The following is a 20529-nucleotide window of genomic DNA, read 5'->3' on the forward strand; positions in this document are numbered from 1 at the left end:
AACATTTGCTCAACAAAACTAATTGTCCATTATTTGCGTTATCAAATTATGCGTATATTCCTCATAATCTGCTTATCTGTAATTACTTATTCGGCTAGTGCACAGGTGAAACTGCTTAAGCTAGATGATTTGGATAAACGCATTGCAAACGGGAAAGATACAACCTATGTCATCAATTTTTGGGCTACCTGGTGTACACCATGTGTGGCAGAGTTGCCAAATTTTGAGAAACTGCGTGTAGATAACCTGAAAAAGCCGGTTAAAGTGCTTTTGGTAAGTTTAGATTTTAAATCTAAGCTCCAAAGAGAAGTAATCCCCTTTGTAAAAAACAACCAAATTAATGCTGAGGTATTTCTTTTAAACGAGCCAGATCAACAGCAATATATTGAAAGGATTGATCAGAAATGGTCGGGTGCTATTCCAGCTACGCTTTTTGTAAATAAAAAAACAAGGCGTTTTTACGAGAAAGAATTTACCGAAACCGAACTGAAAAATACTTTGTTAAACTTAAAATAAAAGATGATGAAAAATTTATTTTTAATGGGTTTAATGCTTGTTTCGACTCTTGCTTTTGGGCAAACAACCGGTTATCAGATAGGCGATGCAGTTAAAGATTTTTCTTTAAAGAACGTAAACAACAAAATGGTTTCACTGGCCGATTACAAGGATGCCAAAGGTTTTGTGGTGGTATTTACCTGCAATACCTGCCCGGTGGCTAAAGCTTATCAAGACCGCATTTCAGACCTGAATAAGGCTTATGCTTCAAAAGGTTATCCGGTTATTGCAATTAACCCAAACGATGCTGGAGTTGTGCCGGCAGAAGGCTTTGCACAAATGCAAGCATTGGCAAAAGAGAAAAACTTTAAATTTCCTTATTTACTGGATCCCGATCATGTAGTAACCCGCCAGTTTGGTGCAACCAGAACACCTCACGTTTTTATCCTGTCCAAAACAGCTAATGGAAATGTGGTGGAATATATCGGCGCAATAGATAACGACCCCGAAGAAGCGAACGGAAGTAAAACAGATTATGTTAAAAATGCTCTGAATGAGTTATCTGCAGGCAAAAAACCGGTAATAGCCTCTACTAAAGCTGTAGGATGCAGCATTAAGTGGAAAAAAGGCTAATTTGTTTCTTACCTGCTAAGGTGATGTAGTACGCATCGTCATTCCCAACTTGATTGGGAATCTTAAAGCACTTTGCATTAAGATTCCCGCATACTCGATAATGACGACTGATTTAATTTAAACATACCTTAACCACCATTGCTGATGTGTTTCCTTATATTTTTTAAACCAGCGGCAGGGCAAATACAAGGAAGCCACCACAAATAGCCATATCAAATAAACTATAGGTAAACTAAAACCAAATGTGGGAGGCCTAAATAAAAAAGGTATCTGTACAATTTCTTTGGTACTATGTCCTGTAGCGAAAAACACCACCACAAGAATGGTGTGCAACAGGTAAAAATGAAGTACATAATAAAAAAAAGGAACTGCACCATATAACGAAGTGATTTTGGTAAACCAGTTGCTGATGTTTTCTGTAAAGGCTAAAATCAATATCGCCGGACCAAGCGTCATGGAAACATACTGAAGCGAAGGTGGGTATTTGTTTACATTGAAAAAAGATAGCAGGTTTTTAAATACATCATGGTATTCTTTTCTGGGTACAGGATCGCCATAAACGTTGATCAGCCTTAAAGCCACAAACAACAAAACCGTTAATGAGCCAAGAATAAGCAGATTGCGCTTCCGCTGTACTTCGATATACCCTTTTTTATACCAGGCGCCAATGCCGTAACCCACAAACATTACGCCTGTCCAGGGTAAAATGGCGTAAAAAACGCCAACAAAATGATTGTTTGATAAAGGAACAACTGTTCCCGATGCGGTAAAAAATATTTTCAAAATCAATCCGCCTGTTTCATTACTTGGTGCTGGAAATAGATTGAAAAGGTTATGCCCAAAAACTAATACCAGCCCTATAATCAGTACGCTTTTGTGGGATAGTCGGCTTGCCAATCCCAAAAGGATCATGCTGCAGCCAATGGCCCAAATTACCTGAAGAATGATAAAGTTATACATGGGGTTAAAGGTTAAACCTAATGATATGATTACAATTTCGATAAATACGAGCCATAAGCCACGTTTCAACAAAAAGGCACTTACTGCTGAAGGTGTTTTGTTCTGTGCGGAAAGATAAGCCGATAAACCGGAAAGGAAAACAAAGGTTGGCGCACAGAAATGGGTAATCCATCTGGTAAAAAACAACATTCCTGTTGTGGTGTCTGGATTTAATGGATCTCCCGTCATAGCCCCAACGTGGAAGAAATCGCGGGTGTGGTCTAGCGCCATAATTATCATTACGAGTCCCCGCAATATATCAATAGATAAAATGCGCTTTGACAGGGTGGTTCGATCAGCGTTCATCATAAGATTTGGTTTACTAAATATACTAATTCAATTTGTTTCGCAAATGCTTTATTGACTGCTATGGTACCTTTACGGTAAACAGGCGCTTTTTGGTAAAGAAAATCGATTTAGGAATGGCTTAATTGCTCATTATGATTTTGATGTTCGAAAAATTATAATAATATTTGTTTAGTGCTAACCGAATAATATCTTACCATAACCTAGATCACCGATCGTGTACAGATAAGTTTTGCTTAGCAGAAATTTAAACAAAATATCATAACACAACATAATGAAAAGAAGAACATTTATACAAAACACAGGCTTGTTAGGCGCTGGGGTTGTGGCATCGAAATTTTCTTTCGCGGCCCAATTGGCACCCGAATTTCCTGTGGTACGCGTAGCTGCAGCAAAAAGACATTTTCAAAGTAAGGCTGTAGATGCAGCGATTAAAACTTTTCAGGCAAACGTTAAAAATCCCGAATTGGCCTGGTTGTTCGAAAACTGTTTCCCAAATACCTTAGATACCACAGTTTATTATAGTGAAAAAGGGGGCAGACCGGATACTTATGTAATTACGGGCGATATTGATGCCATGTGGCTGCGCGATAGCTCGGCACAGGTTTGGCCTTACCTTCAGTTTGTAAATGAAGACGAGCCTTTAAAAAAGCTGATTGCCGGGGTAATTATACACCAAACCCAATGCATATTAAAAGACCCATATGCCAATGCTTTTTATGGCGATGCCACTAAAGTAGGCGAATGGAAAACAGATAAAACAGCTATGCAGCCGGGCGTGCACGAGCGTAAATGGGAAATAGATTCATTGTGTTATCCTATCCGCTTAGCCTATCATTACTGGAAAAAAACGGGCGATAAAACACCTTTCGATGCCGAATGGAAAAAAGGGATTGAGGCTACCTTAAAAACTTTTAAAGAGCAGCAGCGCAAAGCCAACAAAGGTCCTTATCATTTCCAGAGAGAAACTACGCAGCCAACAGATTCATTACCGATGGCAGGTTATGGTTTTCCGGTAAATCCAGTGGGTTTAATCTGTTCGGCATTCCGCCCGAGCGATGATGCTACTATTTTTCCTTTTTTAGTGCCCTCAAATTTCTTTGCCGTATCGAGCCTTAAGCAAGCTGCAGAAATGATTAAAGCAATGCAGAGTGATAAAGATTTAGAGAGCAGTTTGTTAAACCTAGCTGATGAAGTAAGTGCAGCCCTGCAGAAACATGCGGTGGTAAACCATCCAAAATATGGCAAAATTTATGCCTTTGAAATTGATGGTTTTGGAAGCTCTTATTTAATGGACGATTCGAATGTACCAAGTTTATTGGGATTGCCTTATTTAGGCGCCATGAAAATCGAAGATCCAATTTATCAGAATACGCGGAAGTTTGCCCTTTCTAAAGATAATCCTTATTTCTTTAAAGGTACAGCTGCCGAGGGTATCGGCGGACCGCATGTAGGGCAGGATATGATCTGGCCAATGAGTATAACCATGCGTGCTTTAACTTCGAAAGATGATGCAGAAATAAAATATTGTATTGATACTTTGTGCAAAACCCATGCAGGTAAAGGTTTTATGCACGAATCTTTCCATAAAGACGATCCAACAAACTTCAGCCGTGCCTGGTTCGCATGGTCGAACACATTATTTGGTGAGCTTCTTTGGAAAACTTACCACGAAAAACCAGCCTTATTAAAAGCTTAATTATAACCAACCGTATTTATTTGCCAACACAACCAGCAAATAAATACGGTTTTTATTTTTACAGCCAGCGCCGTTACGCTTTACAAAAAACACAGAAAAAACCCGTTATTTACACGGTATTGATACGTCTTATAAGCATAAACTGATCAATCTGTGCAAAATATTTGTTAGACAATAACGTGCTGCTTTTTACATCATAAATATTTGTAAATTGCTGCAATTATTCATTCTGGCATTGCAAAATTCTAAAAATAACATCCTTGCCGATATTGAGGCAATAAATAAAATTCCAGCAATTGCACATATTCTGGAAATTGTATGCAGAACCACAGGCATGGGTTTCTCTGCAGTTGCATGTGTAACTTCTGATAGCTGGATAGCCTGCGCAGTTCAGGATGAAATTAATTTTGGACTTCCTGTAGGTGGCGAACTTAAACTGGAAACGACCATCTGTAACGAAATCAGGCAGCATAAGCAGGCTGTGGTAATTGACCATGTTGCTGAAGATCCCGATTTTGCTGGACACCATACACCATTAATGTATGGCTTTCAAAGTTATATTTCGGTGCCTATTACGCTAAAGAACGGAGATTTTTTTGGTACGCTCTGCGCTATTGATCCAAAACCGGCCAAGTTAAAAAATCCGACAATAATTGGCACGTTTACCATGTTTGCTGATTTGATTGCGTTCCATTTAGATGCCTTGGAGCAAGTTGCTGTAGCCGAAAAAGAGTTAAAAAAAGAACAGGAAATTGCAATTTTAAGAGATCAGTTTATTGCTATACTGGGCCATGATTTAAGGAACCCGCTGAATGCCATATCAAACAGTGCCCAGTTATTATCGCGGTTAAGCATGGATGAACGTGGAAGCCGGATTACCAAAATTATTAAGGATTCTGCTTTTAGGATGAACGGCTTAATTGAGAATATGCTCGATTTTGCAAGCGGGCGCCTGGGCGGTGGCATTACCGTAAACCCCACACCCGATGAAGACCTGGAAAAATTATTGCTCCAGGTGATTGAGGAACTACAGGCCATTTGGCCATCGCGCAATTTTAAGATTGATTTTAAGTTAGATCAGCCCATTGATGCTGATGGAAAGCGCCTGGCCCAACTCTTTTCCAATCTCTTGGCCAATGCTTTAAACTACTCTCCAGCCGATTCTACTGTAGAAGTTACTGCGCTAGTTAATAATGAAGAATTTAACCTATGTGTGGCCAATGCGGGCAAACAGATACCAGATGCTGTAATGGAGCGTTTATTTCAGCCTTTTTCGAGGGGAGAAGTAGAACCCAATCAAAAAGGACTGGGTTTGGGCTTATACATTGCATCAGAAATTGCCAAAGCCCATGGTGGAACATTAGATGTAACATCCACTGCTGAAAAAACATGTTTTACCCTTAGCTTACCTTATACAAAATGATCACTGTAAATAATAGTTTACCCACATCGACACTTTTAGAATTAAAGGTTGGCGATATGATTTCGAATAGTAATGACCTATCTGGCACGATTAAAAGTATAGAAATCAGCGAAACCGATGAGTTCTTGCTGTTTATTTTTCAGTTGGAAAACAACCAAATTGAAGTTAAAAAACTCAAACAGGTTTGTTAGCTATAAAATAGGCCTCGGATCGAATATTACCTGAAAAGATTTAATTTTTTCGGCCTCAACCTTATACCAGCCAGCTGCAAAAATGGTTTTTTGCCCCATTTTAATGTCGTACCACAGCGAAACTTCTTCTCCATCTACAAATACCTTTTTAATATCGTACTTAAACTTCATCTTTTCCATATCGCCAATGTAAGTTTCGGCGCCATGGCGCTCGCCCATTACGCCTTTAAAGGTCATATCGTCGTGGAGCTGTTGCCTTGCCAAATCGAAATCTTCTGCATTTAAAGCCTTGATAAAATCCAATACCACTACTTTAGTGTTGTGTGCCAATAGCAAATTTTCTGTAGTACCCATCCTGAATTATTTTTCTGATTAAACAAATGTAAACACTTATGGTTTGAATGGGATACAGGGATTGAATGAATGAATTTTGAATGATAGAATGGGATGCAAATGGTTGAATAATAGAATTTTGAATGACTGAATGAGATTAGTATCTAAGATTCAAATTCTTCCTTCAATTCCTCATGCATTTAATCATTCTGTCAATCACTCATTCCGTCAATCACTCATTCAATTAATCAATACTTCAGTCCTTCACTCATTCAAAATTATAAACTTTCCCAACTTGTGTTTTAAAACTATATTTTACATCGTTTCCGGATTTTTCAATTTGTAATCCTTTAACAGTTGTTTTTAAAGCATTCGGGCTTCTTACCACACAATCTTCACCAGATAATGATTTGATCGACAATTTAACAATTTTACCTTCTTTCCATTGTAGGTTCGTAATTTCGAAATTCCCTCTGGCCCTTAAACCTTGTATATTTCCATCCGACCATTGATCGGGGAGTGCTGGCAAAAACTGTAACTCTCCGGCCTGACTTTGCAAGAGCATTTCTGAAACGCCGGCGGTATATCCAAAATTGCCATCGATCTGAAAAGGCGGATGTGCACATAACAGGTTAGCATAAATTCCACCCCCTTTATTGTAATCAGTGCCCGAACCGCCAACTGGCGTAATAAAATTCTGTAATATTTTATAAGCATGGTTTCCATCCTGCAAGCGCGCCCAAAAGTTCATTTTCCAGGCCATAGACCAACCTGTTGATTCATCGCCCCGTGCAGTTAAAGTAACCCGCGCAGCTTTGGCCAGTTCGGGGGTTTTAATGGTGCTGATTTCCCTGCCCGGATGAAGACCGAAAAGATGGGAAATATGCCTATGCTGATCTTTAGGGTCGTCGCGATCAGTTTCCCACTCTTGCAGCTGGCCCCATTTACCGATTTTTGGTTTTAATAAATGGGCTTTAAGGTCGGCAATGTGGTTTCTATAGGCAATATCTATCCCTAAGATATCGGCAGATTCGATGTAATTGGTAAAAAGATCGTAAACAATCTGCTGATCGTGCGTTACACCATCTTCGGTTGGCCCATGTTCTGGCGACCAGCCCAACGGAGAAACCAAAGTTCCATCTGACCTTCTTTTTAAATGGTCATCCCAAAATTCAGAAATCTCTTTTATAATCGGGTAGGCAAAATTCTTTAAATAGGTTTTATCTTTAGTAAAGGCATAGTGCTCCCAAAGCGCCTGCGCATACCAAGCACTTCCGGGTGTGTTCCACAAAAAGCTCATGCCACCAAAAATATTATTTTCGGTTTTAACCGTCCAGCCGCGTGTGTTTGGGTATTGCTTGCGCGTGGCCACTGCGCTCACTTCGCGCATGCTGTTGATGTAATCCAGGTAGGGGATTTGGCAATCGGAAAGATTGGTAGGTTCGGCAAGCCAATAATTCATCTGGATGTTGATGTTCGAATGGTAATCACTGCCCCAAGGCGGCGTATTGCTTTCGTTCCATAGGCCTTGAAGATTAGCTGGCAAACCACCAGGCCTCGAAGAACTGATCAACAAGTACCGTCCATATTGGAAAATCAAAGTTTCCAGTGCCGGATCTGCATTTTTTTTATAATTGATCAGTCTTTGATAGGTGGGTACCGTATTATTTTCTGCTTTATCAGCCCCAAGTTGAAGCGTTAAACGGTTAAATAACTTTTGATAATCGTTAACATGTGCACTCAGCAATGATGGATATGATTTTGGAGCAGCAAGTTGGAGTACACGCGCTATTTTAAGTGCTGGCTCTTCGCCTTTCCAATTCTGCTCTCTTTTATTGCTGTAGTTGGTTGCTGCCGTAAAAATGATGGTAATAGCATCAGCCTGATCTATTTTTAATTTTTCGCCATCATCATCCTTAACGGCATAACTTTTACCGTTTTCTATTTTAACCTGAGCTGTAGCCTGGTACGGCATTCCGTTAGCTAGTTTTCCTACAAATTGAATAGTATTTCCGTTAACTGTTATCGCTCCATTGTGCGCATTTTTGAGCCGGATAGCTGCCGAATAGGATTTTTTCTGATCGGAGGTGAGCCTCAGCACCATTACTTTATCAGGGAAACTGCAAAAATATTCGCGCTTATAATGTGTGCCGTTCTGGGTATAATTAATGGTATGTACAGCATTGGCCAAATTCAGTTTTCGGGTATAACCTGTAAACTGCTGATCTTTTTGGTCGAAATCGATAAATATATCACCAAAAGCCTGGTACATGCCTCTGTCATTTTCATCGCCGGTCCAAAGCGTATTATCGTTAAACTGGATATGCTCCTGGTTTACACCACCAAAAATCATCCCGCCAATTCGGCCGTTGCCGATAGGGTAGGCTTCGGTCATCCAGCTAGCTGCAGGTTTATTATCCCACATCGTTAAAGAAGTGTTTTCTTTATTCTGAGCAGATAAGCGGCTGAAAAACAATAGCGATAAGCATAATAACAACGAACTTTTTGTAATAAGCCTACAATTATAAAGCATAAGAAATATTTGATTAGTGTAGTTTCAAATATATAGAAATACACTGAGCGTAGCATTATTTCTAGCGCTGAAAGCATCACGATATTTGGCATATCATTAAACCATTTAAGCATGCCCACAGTTGAATGTTTGGATTTTAATTGGTAACTATTGTGATATTTTAAGCAGGGCTTTAATAGATTTTCTATATTTGATATAACACACTAAAACGTTTTATGTAAAATGAAATCCCTAACCAAATTTCTATTCTTAATTTTATTTTTTAGCGTCTGCATGACAAATGTGGCTCAAAGTCAGACTAAAACAGCTTTAACCAGGTACGTAAACACATTTATTGGGACCTATCCATTAACAGATCCGAAAATTTTGGGTTACGAACTGCCCCAGGGCTGGAGATCGTGGGCAGGTTTAACTTTTCCGGGCAGCTCATTGCCCAATGCCATGGTTCAGCTGAGCCCGATAACCGAATTTGGATCGGGTGCCGGCTACGAATATGAAGACGATGTAATTTATGGCTTTGCGCACACCAACAAAGGGCACTGGAACCTTTGCAACATTCCAATTTTACCGCTTTCCAATCCTTCTGCCAAGTTTGGTTCTAAGTTTTCTCATCAAAAAGAAAGTGCAGCACCAGGTTTTTATCAGGTTTATCTTGATGATTATAAAGTGAACGTGAAACTCACTTCGACTTTACGTTGCGGATTTCATCAATACGAATATAAAAACAACAGCAACAGGCAGATCCTGTTTGATATGGGAAAAGCCAACAGCAGGGTTTCTACCTGGAATATTACACAGGATGGTTCATCTGCAATCCAAGGTTTTCAAGGTGGCGAAAACATCTATTTTTATGCCACGGTAAACGGTAAAATCGACAAACTCGACATCACCGATGAAGGAAAACGTTCTGGTTATGCCATTATCCACCTGGCCGATAAAGGTAATAAACCCGTTGAATTAAAAATAGGCTTGTCTTTTGTAAGTATCGCCAACGCCAAAGAAAACCTGGAACAGGAAATAGGCAATAAAACTTTTACCGAGATCCGTAATGAAGCTACAGCCAAATGGGAAGCGCTATTATCCAATATTCAGGTAAAAGGTGGCACCGAAAAGCAAAAGCAGATGCTGTATTCGTGCTTATACCGCTCTTTTTTATGGCCAGCTTTACGCAGCGATGTAAATGGAGAATTTAAAGATGCCAAACACAATGTGGTAAAGAGCAATTTTAACTATTACACCGAGCCATCATTGTGGGATACCTATCGAAACAAGGATGTGCTGCTGGGCCTGATTACGCCAAAGGTTACACTCGATGTAATTAAATCGATGAAAGATGTAGGCGATAAAACCGGCTTTATCCCAACTTTTTTCCACGGCGATCATGGCGCATCTTCTATTGCCGGGGCTTATTTAAGGGGCATAGATGATTTTGATATCAAAGGTGCCTACCAAACCCTGTTGCGCAATGCCAATGTAGAGGGCGGTGCGCGTCCCTTTATAAAAGAGTACATTGAAAAGGGCTACATTTCTGATCCTGATGTTAAAAACCCACATGTAGAAACGAAGGCTAAAGCAGGTGTTTCTAAAACATTGGAATACGCGTATGATGATTACTCTTTAGCGCAGTTGGCAAAAAAGCTGGGCGATAGCAGCAATTACCGCATTTTAATGGCGAGGTCTCAAAACTATAAAAACATGTTCGACCCAGGTACGCGGTTTATGAGGGGCAGACTGGAAAATGGCGATTGGATTAAACCTTTTAATCCAGAGTACCCATACTACGAATACATGTACCGCGAGGCCAACGCCTGGCAGGTATCTTTTTATGCTCCGCACGATATGAAAGGATTGATAGCGCTGTATGGCGGCGCAAAAGGATTTGAGTCGAAACTGGATTCGTTGTTTACCTTACCTTGGAACCCTAAATACATTGCCAGAAACGTAGAAACGATGATCGGTCAGTATTGCCAGGGCAACCAGCCCGATCATGAAGCACCCTTCGCTTACACTTTTATTAGCAAGCCAGAAAAATCGCAAAAAATAATCGATAAAATTCTAAATGAACTGTATGGAATAGGAAGTGAGGGCTTAGCGCTTTCAGGGATGGATGATGCCGGTGAAATGTCGGCCTGGTATGTATTCAGTGCGCTGGGGTTATACCCGTTTTCGGCTACAGATGCCGAATACATTGTTACTGCACCATTGTTTGATGAGGTGAAATGGAAAACCAGCACCGGGAAATTGTTAACCATTACTAAACCTGGCAAGGGAAGGGGAATTACCAGCATTAAAGTAGATGGCAAAACGAATAACGGATATTTTATTTCGCACGATCTGTTTAAAAACGGTGGTAAGGTAGAAATTGATACGAAGTAGTTTTTTATAGTTTCTAAATCCTGATGGTTAAATTATAGGCCCTGCCATTTGATGAAAATTGCTGGGCCTCTCTGTTTTTATCCGTCTTATTATCACGACAACTTCTCTTTATATTGTTAAATATGAGTACAAATTGATCAATAATTCTGCGTATTTTGTAGATTTGACAAAATGTCCCCTGACAATCTGCACGATAAGGAAGAATTAAAGTATTTGGAAGACCTGAAAGATGGTCAACAATATGCTTTTGACTTTATTTACGCCAGGTATAGCAAAATGCTTTTACCTAAAATGCAGCGCATGATTAAATTGAATGAGGTTGTAGATGAACTGCTTCAGGATGTGTTTGTTAAAGTTTGGTTGAACAGGGCTGAAATAGATGTAAACAAATCGTTTAAGGCCTGGATTTTTACCATTGCGCAAAATACAGTATACGCTTATTACCGTAAATTGGCCCTTGATGTTAAAATGCAGCGCCATTTATTGGAAACTTTTGCCGAATTCTACGATCAGACAGAAGCCTACATTTTTAATAAAGAAAGAGTCGAACTCCTGAACCAAGCCATCGAAAAACTCCCACCACAGCGGAAAGAGATTTTTAAATTGTGCAGGATAGAGGGAAAAAGCTATCAGGAAGCTGCAGAAATTTTATCTTTAAGTCCATCTACTGTAAGTAATCAATTGGTTAGCGCTACCAAATACATTAAACGTTACGTCTTTTTTCACGCTCAAGAATTTATTGTTTTCTGTATTGCAGCCTATTTGAAGCACTAAAAAAATATTTTCAAAAAAAAATCAAGGTACGATAGTGTGTTTGTCCATCTCGTGCATATTATATATTGACAACGATGGAAAAAACACCTTTAAATCCCAAATTATTCGAAAAATTTATTGCCAATCAAAGCAATGCGAAAGAGCTTGAGCGCTTATTCGGGCATTTTGAAAATGCAACAGCCCAGGAACTGGAAAGTCTGATCCGTTCGGAATTTGAAAAAGATTCCGAATCTTTTAATGCTGGTGAAGAAGAACGGCTAGCGGTAATCCACGCAGGCTTATCGGCAAAACTTTTTGCAAAAAAAGAAAGCAGCTTCTTAAAGGTATTCAAATCGAACAATTTTATCCGCGTGGCTGCAGCCATTTTGGTATTGGTTTCGGTTTGCTTACTTATGGGCAGGTTTTATTTCAGCGGTAACTCAATTGTACCCGGTTCGGCCAAGGCCATGTTAAGCTTAGGCGGAAGAATTACACCTTTAAGCGGGGGCACGGCAGAGGTAGTTTACAAAAGCAGGGGGGTAACAGTACGCACCCAGGCTGATGGAACGATGGTTTTTATGGCCAATGATGCTGATTCTGCAGAAGCCTCTAAACTGAACACCTTAACTACCCCAAATGGTGGCGAATACCGTGTTACCTTGAGCGACGGCTCGGTGGTAATGCTTAACGCAGGTTCTAAACTTATCTTCCCGACAGATTTTCGTGGGGCAGAAAGAAAAGTTACCGTTTCGGGAGAAGCTTTCTTTAAAGTGGCCAAAAACCCGCTTAAACCATTTATTGTAAATGTAGAGGGCAATGAGATTAAGGTTCTTGGTACCGAGTTTAACGTAAGCAGTTATCCGGAAGATGAAGGAACATTAACTACCCTGCTAGAAGGTAGTGTACAATTTGCAAATGCAAACGGCGGGCAGGTGGTGTTAAAACCAAATCAACAGGTAATTAGCCACCATGGTAAGTTGGATCTTCAGGATGTTTCGGCCGAAGATTTTAATGCGTGGACAAAGGGAGAGTTTTTGTTTAATGATGTACCATTGAGCGTAGTGATGCAGAAAATTGCCCGCTGGTACAATGTAGAAGCAGATGTGAAATCTATTCCGCAAAAGAACCTCTATATCAAAATATCGCGTAAGGCTGATATTGATGAGGTACTCGAGATCATTTCGAAAGCTACAGACTGTAATTTTAAAATCAAAGAGAATAAGATAGTATTTAAAGTTTAAGGTTTCTCCATCGTCGATCAATTAACCAACCAAACTATTTTTTTTATGACAAACCATTACTTTCGCCTCGTCCGATCTGGATGCAGGTATTTATTGAACTGGCCAGTTGTTTTTTGCTTCGTAGCATTTTTAGCTGTAGAAGCCAAGGCACAGAACAACCAATATAATTTTAACCAGGCGCCATTAAATACGGTTATCTCACAAATCTCGTCGAAAACAGCTTACGAGTTTGTGTACGATGCAGCTTTGGTTAAAAAAGCGAAGCCAATTACTTTCAGCTTAACCACTACCGACCTTAAAACCATTATGGAGGCAGTAGTTAAAGGGCAGAATTTTAGTTACGAAATTAGCAATAACCGTACAATTATATTAAAAGAGCTGAAGCCCGATATCCAGGATGAGTACATTTTACACGGAATGGTTACCGACAGTTTGGGATCGCCGTTACCAGGTGCTTCGGTAAAAATAAAAGGAACCAATAAGTATATTTTGACGGATGGTAACGGACATTTTAACCTTAATCTAACCGATCAATACAATACACTTGATATCAGTTACATAGGTTATCTTTCTCACACACAGCGTTTTGATCGTACTGCGGCACTAAAAGTGGTTACCGTAAGGCTAAATGCCAATGCATCATTATTGGCAGAGGTTGTAGTAAACGGTTTTCAATCACTTCCTTTAGAAAGAAACGCGGGTGCATTTTCTGTTGTTGATGGCAAAAAACTGAATGAACAAATTAATCCGAGCATACTAGCTGCGCTTGAAGGCCGCGTGGCAGGTTTAGCATACGATAAAAATCCCTTTGGACTAGGTGCCGATAAACAGATTATCCGTGGTAGGGGAACCTTCTCACTATCCGAGAAAGCGATCAGAACAGATCCATTGATTGTAATTGATGGTTTACCTTCCGAAACGCCTATCGAAGAAATTAACCCTTATGATATTGAATCGGTAACGGTTTTAAAAGATGCGGCAGCCTCTTCTATTTACGGATCCAGATCTGCCAATGGTGTAATTGTACTCACTACCAAAAAAGGAACTGGCCCAGTTAAAATCTCTTTAAATACCGATTTCTTTATAGATGCTAAACCGAAGTTTAATTCTTTGCATTATGCATCTACAGGCGATATTCTGGATTTGGAAACTGATGTTTACAATAAAGAGCGTGCCCGTTATACCACAACCGAATCGATGTTTGCCGCTTACGGAACTGCCGCAAACGGAAGCATCAAATATTACAGTCCGTTATATCAATTATACCGCGATCGTGATGCCGGTAAGGTTACTGCCGATCAGGTAAACCAACAGTTAGAGGCTTGGAGAAATGCCGATTATTATGAGCAATACCGCGATAATGTTTGGCAAAATGCATTCCGCCAGCGTTACAACCTTTCTTTAAGTTCTTCAAGTGCAAAGTCGAATACATACGCCTCTGTAAACCTCGACAACTCTGCACAGAAAGTAATTCATAATAACGATCAGAAGTTAAATATCTATTTTAAAAACACATACAACGTAAATAAATGGTTAACCACTACCCTTGGTTTTAATGGAAGTTATACCAAATCTGTTTCAACAGACGAATCGTACGATGCCTACAACGGAATACAGCCCCGCTATGCTTCGATTGTTAACCCTGATGGTAGTTTGGTATACGCCGACTATGTGAATTTGCCCGATGGTATTGCTGGCGGGAGTGTTAACGGTGCCGTGGTTGCAGCTTTAAAAAACAATGCGCAGTTCCGTTCTTACCGTTTCAATATCCTCGAATCGTTAAACGAGGGACAGGTGAATTCTACCAGTATTGCTTTGAGGGGTTTTGCCAACATACAGGCCAAGTTAATGGAAGGACTTAGCCTTTCAAGTCAGTTACAGTTTGAAAATACAGCCATCAAATCAGATCAGTATTACGATGTAAACTCGTATAAGATGCGTTCGGCATATAATGCATTTATTGGCTATACACCAGCCACTAACGCATATACCTACGGACTTCCAACGGGTGGGCGATATGCGCAAACAGATAAGGGCAGCAACAGTTATACCTTTAGAAACCAGTTGAGTTTCGACCGTACTTTTGATGGGGGAAAACACGCTATTTCTGCTATTGCAGGTTTTGAAATGCGTCAAACCTTTACCCCAAGAGGGGTTGAAGATTTAAGATATGGTTACGATCCCATTACGCTTACTTCAACTTTAATCAATACCCAATCAATCAGTCAAACCGGCCTGCCAAGTTATATTTATGGTGGCAATAAAACATTATCAGTTTTAGGCAGAACCCAAACGGAAATTAAACACCGAAACCTTTCTACCTATGCCAATGCAGGTTATACCTATTTGAACAAATACAACGTTACGGGTAGTGTAAGGGTAGATCAGGCCGACTTTTTCGGTGTAGACCCTGAATATAAAAACAGGCCACTTTGGTCGGTGGGTGCCAGCTGGAATGCCAGCAACGAAGAGTTTATCCAGGCACAAAAATGGATAAGCCTCTTAAAACTGCGTGCTACTTATGGTGTAAACGGAAACCAGAACACGGAGAGTTCTAAATATTTAACTGCAAGAAGAAGAAGTGATAACCTGTTTCCATCTCTACAATATATTGATATTACAGCATTGCCTAATCCAAAATTGCGTTGGGAGAAAACAGAGACCTACAATGGAGGTTTAGATTATGCCGTTTTATCAAACCGTTTAAGGGGAAGTATAGATGTGTACTATAAAAAGAGTACTGATTTAATTGTGAATACAGAATTAGACCCGACTGTTGGCGTGGCTTCGAGGGCTATCAACAACGGTACCTTGATTAACCGTGGTATAGAATTTTCGTTAGGTGGCGATTGGTTAAAATCGGGCGATCTAACCTTAAGCTCAACCTTTATTCTTGGTTTCAACCGGAGCCGTATCGGTAAGGTAAACAGCGCAATTTCTCCAGCCGGCAACTATGTTTCATCTCCATCATTTTATTATATGGAAGGTACTGCATACAATACCGTATATGCTTATCGCTATGGTGGCATGGTAAATGGTTATCCGTACTTTTTGGATGAGAATGGCAAAGCCAGCATTGATTTTGATGCTAGCGGGAATCCGATCGTATCCAGCATCAAATCTTTTAACAATTTCGCCAGTTTGGTAAAAATGGGCACTTTAACCCCAACGTATAACGGTTCGTTTTCTCAACGCATTTCTTATAAAAACTTCGAACTGGGTGCTTTACTGATCTTTTCTGGAGGCAATGTAATCAGAAGGGATGTAACCAATATCAGTGCTTACGACGTAACCGACGAGAATATTACGCAAAGGTTCAAAAACGGAAATATCCCTAATGTACCGCGCTTATTGGTAGATTATCCAGAAAACTTAGTGAATAGTGCCAGCACGATTAATACCATGTGGCAAGCTGCCGATGTAAATGTCGTTAAGGGCGATTATATCAAGCTTAGAAACGTTTCGCTATCGTACAACCTGCCTAAAGGAATGATTGGCAAATTCAAGCTTCCTTCTGCAAGATTCACTGCGCAGGTAAACAATTTATGGTATGCAAGTGCCGCAGGAGATGATATCGATCCAGAGTCGTACTCAGGCCTTTCAGGCACCAGAACGCTTGAAAACCCCAAATCATTTGTATTTGGCTTAAACCTAACCTTTTAACAAAATGAAAAGAAATATCACATTTATAGCATTCCTTACCCTTATTTTATTGGGTGGATGTAAAAAATATACAGATTTAACCCCAACCGGTTCATTACTTGTAGAAAATGCGCAAGATTATTACGAATTGGTTTCTTACCCGAACAGAGCTTATCTGATCAGCAATTTCCAGTACCTGGTTGATGATATGTGGATCAAAGAATCGAACTTTATAGGGGTAACGCCTAATATCAACACCGTACATTTTAGCTTTAACGAGAATATCGACCGTGTTTCGATGATCAGTTCTTCTAATTTTTACGAACGCGCCTATGTATACATTAACCGTTGGAATACCATTATCTCTTTGGTTGATGGCAGCAAGGGCGATGATAATGTAAAAGCACTGGCAAAAGCAGAAGCTAAAGCTTTGAGGGCTTTTGATCATTTTTTATTGGTAAATGTTTATGCCAAAGCATATAATGCAGCTACGGCGGCTACCGATGGCGGTATCTGTATTATGGATAAATACGACCTGGAAGCTCAGCCTGTAAAATCGACTGTTGCCCAGGTGTACGATTTTATTCAAAAAGATCTGGACGAGGCTCTTCCGTATTTACAGGCTCAACCTGCAGATCCGTACCACCCATCTTTAGCCTTTGCATGGGCATTAAAAGCTAAAGTGCATTTGTTTAAAAAAGAAATTGCACAGGCTAAACAGGCTTGCGAAAAATCACTTTCATACAATAACCAGATTTTTGATCTGGTAAACTATACCACTAAGCAAGGTGGACCATCGGTTACGCCGATTATCGCACCAAACAATCCAGAGGTTTTGAGCTATATGTACATCCAGGGTTATAACGAAACCAATTTTGGCTATACCTGGTTAATCAGTCCTGAGCTGAGAGAATTGTTCGGTACCAATGACGCACGTTTTAACATGTTTTTCAATACCACCAGTGCAAGCTTTTTGGATATTGGTTCAAATTCGGCGTACTACAGTGTATTTTATACCCGGTTCTTTTACCCAACAGTAGGTTTAAAAACCACCGAGGTGTACTTAATGCAGGCCGAGTGTTTGGCAAGAGAAGGCGATTTAGCTGGTGCAATGGCTGTGGTAAACAAACTTCGCGAAAAACGGATCCTTTCAGGCACCATTACGCTCCCTGTTCCGGCCACCAAAAAAGAAACCATGGAAATCATTATCAACGAGCGCCGCAAAGAGCTGTTTCTTGGTTTCAACAGGTTTATGGATCTTAAAAGGTTAAATACCGAGCCCGAATATGCAAAAACAGTGGTGCGCAAGTTCCCTTTGGTGAATAAAACCGTGCCACAGCAAACTTATACCTTGCTGCCAACATCGCGCTTGTATATTATTCCATTCCCGCTTAACGTACTCAAAAAAAATCCAAGACTTACATTAAATACCGACGAAAAGCTACCGTTTTAAGATGAATATTAAACAGATTATACTGCCGATTGCCTGCGCACTCTCCTTATCAGCTTTTGCACAAAAAATACCAGTAGCAAAACCCGATAGTACTGCAAAGAAAACTCCGGTTGATTATCAAAAAGTAATACCTGCCAATGCAATTGGCCAGAATGGGCTATTCAATATCAGACAGGTGGATCAAAAATGGTTTTTCGAAATTCCAGACAGCCTACTTGGCCGCTACTTACTTGCTGTTACACGTTATGTAACTACCCCGCAGAGTTTTGGCAGTTTTGGTGGAGAAAAGGTAAACGAACAGACCATTTACTTTGAGAAGGGGAATAACAATAACCTTTTTCTAAAAGGGGTTATTTATCGCCAAGAAACCAAAAATACATCAGAAGCTTTGTACCAGGCCGTAATGCAATCGCAGGAAAGCCCGATTATTAGCAGTTTCGAAATTAAGGCCCGTAATCCACTTACAGGCAATTATGTAATTGATGTAACCGATTTTTTTAAGAAAGATGTAGCTGTTGTTTCGATTGCTTCGGAAGAAAAGAGCGAGAAAAAATTGGGAAGTCTGGCAGATGACCGCTCTTTTATCGAAAAGATAAGTGGTTACCCGATTAATGTAGAGGTGAAAACCACCAAAACCTTTTCGAGCTCAGGATTGGGCATTCCGGCAGGAGCATTAACCGGCGCCATTACATTAAGGCTCAATACCTCTTTATTGTTGTTGCCAAAAGTGCCCATGCGTAAACGTATAGCCGATGAAAGAGTTGGTTATTTTAACAACAAATACATCCTTTTTGATGAAGGCCAGCAAAGAACGCAGACCAAATATTTGATTCAACGTTACCGACTGGAGCCAAAAAAGGAAGATTTAGAGAAATATAAAAAAGGTAAACTGGTAGAACCCAAAAAGCAGATTGTTTATTATATCGATCCGGCAACGCCAAAAAAATGGCGCCCATATCTTATTCAGGGGATAAACGATTGGCAAAAAGCATTTGAAAAAGCAGGGTTTAAAAATGCCATCATCGGTAAAGAATGGCCTGAGGCCGATACAACCATGAGCCTTGAAGATGCAAGGTTTTCGGTAATCAGATATTATGCTTCCGAAACGCCAAATGCTTATGGACCAAGAATCAGCGATCCGCGCAGTGGAGAAATTATGGAAAGCCACGTAGGTTGGTACCACAATGTAATGAAACTGGTGCACGATTGGTATATGGTACAGGCCGGCCCACTTGATCCACGCGCCAGGAAAATGCAATTTGACGATGAACTAATGGGGCAGTTAATCCGCTTTGTTTCTTCGCACGAGCTTGGCCACACGCTTGGTTTAAAGCACAATATGGGCGCCAGCAGCCAAACGCCTGTAGAGAAATTGAGGGATAAGGCTTGGGTAGAAAAAAATGGCCATACCATTTCGATTATGGATTATGCACGTTTCAACTATGTGGCACAACCAGAAGATCATATCTCGCCTAAAGGTATTTATGCCAGAATTGGCGCTTATGATGAATGGGCCATTAACTGGGGCTACCGTTATTTTGATGGCGAAAAAGATGAATATGCCGAAGAAAAGATCTTAAATAAAATAACTACCGATACGCTGACCAAAAACCCGCGTTTGTGGTTCGGAGGAGAAGGTAAAGATGAAGACCCAAGAAGTCAGGCAGAAGATTTGGGCGACGACGCCATTGCAGCCAGCGATTATGGCATTAAAAACCTGAAAAGGGTAGTGGCCAACTTAATCCCTTGGACAACTGAACCTGGCGATCAATACGACAACCTGGAGCAAATGCACAAAGCAGTGGTTAGGCAATATGGCAGGTACCTTTACCATGTAATGAAAAACATCGGCAATAGGCATATTACCAAAAGAAGTGTCGACGAAAAGGGGGCAATTTATGTCGAAATTCCGAAACAGAAGGTTAAAAGCGTAGTGGGCTACGTGGGCCGCCAGTTATTTGATGCGCCTTTATGGATGTACCCTAAAGAAATAGCCCAGTATGTGGATTTAAAGCCAATGGAAGAGATTTCTGATCAGCAAACGCAGATTTTAAATATGTTCCTGAGTTCGGGTTTATTATTTAACCTCAGTCAGAAAGCTTTGAATTCTACCGATCCATATCCAGTTAGCGAATTCTTAAATGATGTACTGCCAACGGTATGGAAAAAGCCATCGCTCGATCCGCTTAAAGACGCTTACCTGAGAAGCTTACAGCGTTCTTACCTGGAAAAAGTAGGTATGTTAATCAATCCAAAAGATATGGCCGACGGTAAGGCAATGAACAGTGCGCAACGCAGCGATGTAAGATTAGAAGCGATAACACACATAAAGGCCATCAGAAAAAAGGTAGACGAACTTCTGCCACAAACCACGGGTATAAATGCGCTTCATCTGGCTGATATTAAAACAGAAATTGATAAGATCCTTAAAAAGACAACGATAAACCCATAA

The 20529-nt window shown here is 40.3% G+C and carries 14 protein-coding genes; 11 read left to right on the top strand and 3 right to left on the bottom strand.

Going from position 1 to position 20529, the window contains the following annotated elements; all coding sequences use genetic code 11:
- Positions 1–48 precede the first annotated feature (48 nt).
- On the top strand, positions 49–516 hold the full coding sequence (locus ACS5PU_RS04815) for a TlpA disulfide reductase family protein (RefSeq protein ID WP_439458139.1): 468 nt from the start codon (positions 49–51) through the stop codon (positions 514–516).
- Between the two features lie 3 nt (positions 517–519).
- Entirely contained in the window at positions 520–1128 is a 609-nt protein-coding gene (locus tag ACS5PU_RS04820) for a thioredoxin family protein (protein WP_439458140.1), read from the top strand.
- 117 nt (positions 1129–1245) lie between these two features.
- Here the strand turns inward: ACS5PU_RS04820 and ACS5PU_RS04825 are convergent, their stop codons facing one another.
- Positions 1246–2436: a DUF1624 domain-containing protein gene (locus tag ACS5PU_RS04825; RefSeq protein ID WP_439458141.1), complete on the bottom strand. Its 1191-nt coding sequence runs from the start codon at positions 2434–2436 to the stop codon at positions 1246–1248.
- A 271-nt stretch (positions 2437–2707) separates the two neighbouring features.
- On the opposite strand from ACS5PU_RS04825, the gene ACS5PU_RS04830 reads away from it, so the two are divergent.
- From ACS5PU_RS04830 to ACS5PU_RS04840, 3 genes are all read left to right on the top strand, one after another.
- Entirely contained in the window at positions 2708–4132 is a 1425-nt protein-coding gene (locus tag ACS5PU_RS04830) for a glycoside hydrolase family 125 protein (protein WP_439458142.1), read from the top strand.
- A 235-nt stretch (positions 4133–4367) separates the two neighbouring features.
- A complete protein-coding gene (locus tag ACS5PU_RS04835) occupies positions 4368–5555 on the top strand; it encodes a GAF domain-containing sensor histidine kinase (protein WP_439458143.1) in 1188 nt (395 codons plus the stop codon).
- Positions 5552–5746 (top strand): hypothetical protein, encoded by a 195-nt coding sequence (locus ACS5PU_RS04840; protein ID WP_439458144.1) that lies wholly within the window; start codon positions 5552–5554, stop codon positions 5744–5746. Before ACS5PU_RS04835 ends, ACS5PU_RS04840 begins: the two co-directional genes overlap by 4 nt.
- On the opposite strand, the gene ACS5PU_RS04845 is transcribed toward ACS5PU_RS04840, so the two are convergent.
- Both ACS5PU_RS04845 and ACS5PU_RS04850 read right to left on the bottom strand, forming a co-directional pair.
- Positions 5747–6100, bottom strand: a complete 354-nt coding sequence (locus ACS5PU_RS04845; RefSeq protein WP_439458145.1) for a nuclear transport factor 2 family protein — start codon at positions 6098–6100, stop codon at positions 5747–5749.
- A 247-nt stretch (positions 6101–6347) separates the two neighbouring features.
- Entirely contained in the window at positions 6348–8504 is a 2157-nt protein-coding gene (locus tag ACS5PU_RS04850; RefSeq protein WP_439458146.1) for a glycosyl hydrolase family 95 catalytic domain-containing protein, read from the bottom strand.
- 330 nt (positions 8505–8834) lie between these two features.
- On the opposite strand from ACS5PU_RS04850, the gene ACS5PU_RS04855 reads away from it, so the two are divergent.
- From ACS5PU_RS04855 to ACS5PU_RS04880, 6 genes are all read left to right on the top strand, one after another.
- Positions 8835–10988 (top strand): GH92 family glycosyl hydrolase, encoded by a 2154-nt coding sequence (locus ACS5PU_RS04855; RefSeq protein WP_439458147.1) that lies wholly within the window; start codon positions 8835–8837, stop codon positions 10986–10988.
- 171 nt (positions 10989–11159) lie between these two features.
- On the top strand, positions 11160–11762 hold the full coding sequence (locus ACS5PU_RS04860) for an RNA polymerase sigma factor (protein WP_439458148.1): 603 nt from the start codon (positions 11160–11162) through the stop codon (positions 11760–11762).
- A 74-nt stretch (positions 11763–11836) separates the two neighbouring features.
- The gene (locus ACS5PU_RS04865) at positions 11837–12982 is read left to right on the top strand and encodes a FecR family protein (protein WP_439458149.1); all 1146 of its coding nucleotides are present in this window, start codon (positions 11837–11839) and stop codon (positions 12980–12982) included.
- Between the two features lie 45 nt (positions 12983–13027).
- Positions 13028–16645, top strand: coding sequence for a SusC/RagA family TonB-linked outer membrane protein (locus ACS5PU_RS04870; RefSeq protein ID WP_439458150.1), 3618 nt, complete (start codon positions 13028–13030; stop codon positions 16643–16645).
- 4 nt (positions 16646–16649) lie between these two features.
- Positions 16650–18077, top strand: coding sequence for a RagB/SusD family nutrient uptake outer membrane protein (locus ACS5PU_RS04875; RefSeq protein WP_439458151.1), 1428 nt, complete (start codon positions 16650–16652; stop codon positions 18075–18077).
- Between the two features lies 1 nt (position 18078).
- Entirely contained in the window at positions 18079–20529 is a 2451-nt protein-coding gene (locus ACS5PU_RS04880; protein WP_439458152.1) for a zinc-dependent metalloprotease, read from the top strand.

It is taken from the genome of Pedobacter sp. GSP4, from assembly GCF_051857575.1.
Classification (GTDB): domain Bacteria; phylum Bacteroidota; class Bacteroidia; order Sphingobacteriales; family Sphingobacteriaceae; genus Pedobacter.